This is a genomic window from Nocardia vinacea NBRC 16497, from assembly GCF_000308835.1.
GTDB classification, from domain to species: domain Bacteria; phylum Actinomycetota; class Actinomycetes; order Mycobacteriales; family Mycobacteriaceae; genus Nocardia; species Nocardia vinacea.
Genome location: NZ_BAGN01000117.1, coordinates 1 through 3,526, shown reverse-complemented (window position 1 = coordinate 3,526; position 3,526 = coordinate 1). Strand labels below are relative to the sequence as shown.

At 65.2% G+C, this 3,526-nt stretch carries 3 protein-coding genes and 1 pseudogene; 1 reads left to right on the top strand and 3 read right to left on the bottom strand.

Annotated features, from left to right (window positions below; all coding sequences use genetic code 11):
• Positions 1-624, bottom strand: a 624-nt coding sequence (locus ON44_RS16440; protein ID WP_218007585.1) for an alpha/beta hydrolase, incomplete at its 3' end; no start/stop codon positions are given.
• A gap of 319 nt (positions 625-943) precedes the next feature.
• Between ON44_RS16440 and ON44_RS16435 the strand changes: the two genes are divergently transcribed.
• Positions 944-1,765, top strand: coding sequence for a COG4705 family protein (locus ON44_RS16435; RefSeq protein ID WP_083897921.1), 822 nt, complete (start codon positions 944-946; stop codon positions 1,763-1,765).
• A gap of 254 nt (positions 1,766-2,019) precedes the next feature.
• Here ON44_RS16435 and ON44_RS16430 read toward each other — a convergent pair.
• Both ON44_RS16430 and ON44_RS16425 read right to left on the bottom strand, forming a co-directional pair.
• Positions 2,020-2,766 (bottom strand): annotated as a pseudogene (locus ON44_RS16430) (Dyp-type peroxidase); the annotation flags it as partial.
• Between the two features lie 81 nt (positions 2,767-2,847).
• On the bottom strand, positions 2,848-3,526 hold a 679-nt coding region (locus ON44_RS16425), incomplete at its 5' end, for an ABC transporter ATP-binding protein (RefSeq protein ID WP_040690904.1).

The following is a 3,526-nucleotide window of genomic DNA, read 5'->3' as shown; positions in this document are numbered from 1 at the left end:
CAGTGACTCCGCGGAACCTTCCGCGAGGTGAACCGTGCTCCGGCCGTCCTCGAGGGCCTGATCGTCGATGGTGAGCAGATCGGTAGGCCCGAACCAGTCGGCGACCGCCTGCACCCGACTCGAATACCCGGCGCTGCCCTCGGAACCTTCGAGTTCGGCGACACCACCCGAGGTGCCCAGCATCGCCGCGATGTGGCCGCCAGCCGAATCTCCCCATGCCGCAATATGATTCGTGTCGATAAGATACCTGTCGGCATTCGCGCGCAACCACCGCACCGCAGCTTTCGCATCAACAATCTGGGCAGGCCACTTTGCCTGACGGCTGAGCCGATAGTCCACGCTGGCCACCGCGTAACCCGCCGCGATCAACTGCGCGAACGGCGTGCGCTCATCGGCCTGCCACCCCAGGTTTCGGTAATTCTTGCGTGAACCACTTGACCATCCACCGCCATGGAAATACAGCACCAGCGGCGCTTCTGCTGTGGTGGCGGGCAGATACAGATCGAGCCGCTGGTCATTGCCGTCAACCACTGTGTAGACCAGATCGGGAAAGATCCGCCCGAGTTCCGCGACAGGCTCGCCCATACACGCCGACACCGCGATAACGGTTGACAGGATCGACACCGCCGTAACCGCAAGACGGGCTCTCGGCATCATGGCCGAGCACACTGCCACAGCACAGCGACCCACCTGCTACGCCACGCCGGGGACCGACTCACGGTAGACGCTGACGTAAAACCACCGATAACCCGAACGCGTCGGCGATCACCCCGGCGGCCAGTATCCGCCGCGGTCTCGTCTGCGCCGTGCCGTAGATACGAAACGGGTTGCCGCCGTGTCTGAACCTCGGAGGGCCCCACTCGATCGGCAGCGCCGACCGGGTTAGGTGTCGTGTGTCACGTTCTCAGCGGGTCCTCAGCGCCCGGCTGCCACGCTGGCGCGCATGACAAGCAAGACCGCTGCCCCGCCAGCTAGATCGTTGTCGGCCAAGGTTCCCGAGATCACCGTGCTGTTCTGGGCGATCAAAATTCTGACCACCGGGATGGGAGAGACGTTCTCGGACTTCCTGGTCACCCATTTCGTGCCCGAGATCGCCGTAGGTCTCGCCGGATTGGTGCTGGTCATCAGCTTGGTCGCCCAATTCCGTGCCAGTCACTACCACGTCTGGACCTACTGGTCGGCGGTGGTGATGGTGAGCATCTTCGGAACCATGGTCGCCGACATCACCAGCTTCATCATCGGAATCCCACTGCTGGCAGCAACTTTAGTATTTGCGGTCATCCTCGCGGCGATCTTCGCACTCTGGTACGCCAGCGAGAAGACGTTGTCCGTGCACAGCATCACCACCCGGCGCCGGGAAGGGTTCTACTGGGCGACCGTCATGGCCACCTTCGCGCTGGGCACCGTCGCGGGCGACCTGACTGCCGAACGACTGCACCTCGGCTACCTGACGTCGGCCGTCGTATTCGCCATTGCCATCGCCATCCCCGCCGTCGCCCACCGATGGGGCGGGCTCGGTGTGGTCACCGCATTCTGGTCCGCCTACGTCGTCACCCGCCCACTCGGTGCTTCGATTACCGACTGGCTCGCATCCTCCCGAGCCGACGGCCTCGGCCTGGGCACCGGATGGGTAACCCTCGGCGCAACCATCGCCATCCTCGCCCTACTCGCCACCCTCGCGACACAAACCACGCCTGGTGCCGATCGGATTTCGGTCAACCGAGCCACGCCCACCGTGACCGATTTTGATGCTCCGAACCCCTAGCGGGCCGATGTCGTCATCGAACATGGCTACCAAGTGGTGTTTCCCAACACCGCCGACGCCGATTCCCGCCAGCCGACGTGGCCACAAACTGACCGAATGCCAGGCAGGCATGAGCTCGTGGTGGGTGAACCGCCAACCCCTGACGGTCCCGAGCCCGTTGGACGACCTGCTGTTCGAGACAGACGCACGCTTTGACCGCGCTCGGCTACGGCGGCATCGGGGCCGAATTCGCCTCGTCTACAACATGTTCGGCGTCAGCCCGCGAACAAGGTCGATCCCTGGTAGTCCTCGGGGCCGAGTCCTGGTAGGACGGCGAAGACCGCCGATCCGACGTGTTTGATGTATTCGTTGCGGGCGAGGTTGTCCTGCATCGGCACGAACTGGGTTTGCGGGTTGCGGCAGTAGGCGATGAAGAACAGTCCTCCGTCGAGATGACCGAAGCCGTCGGATCCGTCGGTGAAGTTGTAGCCGCGGCGCAGGATCTGGATACCGCCGAGTTCTTCGGCCGATGCCAATCGCACGTGGGCGTCGGTGTCGACGAGTGGTCCTGAGGGGCCTGCGGACTGCAGATCGAGTTCGTCGAACTCGTCCCGGCAGCCCAGGGGTGCGCCGGTGCCCTTGGTGCGGCCGATCACTCGTTGCTGCTCGTGCAAGGTGGTGCGGTCCCATGGCTCGATCAGCATTCGGACACGGCGGGTCACCAGGTACGAGCCGCCTGCCATCCATGCCTGGTCGTCGCCGCGATCGACCCAGACGAACTTGTTGACGGTGTCGTGGTCTTCGGCCTTGATGTTGCGCGTTCCGTCCTTGAACCCCAACAGGTTTCGCGGGGTCGTCTGGCTGGTGGAGGTCGAGGACGTACGACCGAACCCGAGCTGGGACCAGCGCACCGATACCGCGCCGAAACCGGCGCGCGCCAGGTTGCGGACGGCGTGCACCGCGACCTGCGGGTCGTCCGCACATGCACCTGCACCACAGCAGCGTCTCCCGCCGAATCGAGCACATCGGTAAGCTGCTCGGCTTCGAACTCACCGGGCCCACCAGGCTGATGCGAGTCGGGCTTCGCCTTCTCCACCTGGCAGTTACTCAACGGCTGACAATGGTTGGGATATCGCCCAGAACGCGGCGTAGCGGCCGCCGTGGCCCACAAGGTCGTCATGGCTTCCCTGTTCCACGATTCGGCCGCCGTCGAGGAAGACGACGTGATCGGCGCGGCGGATGGTGCGCATTCGATGCGCCACCATCACCACGGTTCGGCCGGCCACGAGGCGCTCGATGCCGGCGTGGACCGCCGCCTCGTTCACCGGGTCCAGGGCGGAAGTCACCTCGTCCAGGAGCACGATGGGCGCATCTTTCAACAGCGCCCGAGCGATGGAAACCCGTTGGCGCTCACCGCCCGACAGTAGCGCGCCGCCTTCGCCGACCAGCGCGTTCCAGCCGTCGGGGAGACGCTCGATCACCTCGTCCAGACCCGCCGCGGTGGCGGCGGCCCGCATCTGCGCGTCGGTCGCGCCGGGGCGGCCGAGACGCACGTTCTCCTCGATGGTGCCGTCGAAGAGATGGACGTCCTGGAAGACGATGGCGAGCTGGGCCATCAACTCCTCGGAGCTCATCGCGCGCACGTCCACACCGCCGATTCGTACCGCGCCGGAGTCCACGTCGTAGAACCGGGCGAGTAGTTGCAGCATGGTGCTCTTCCCCGCACCTGACGGGCCGACGACGGCCAGCCGCTTGCCCGGCGGCACCGCCAGGGACACGTTG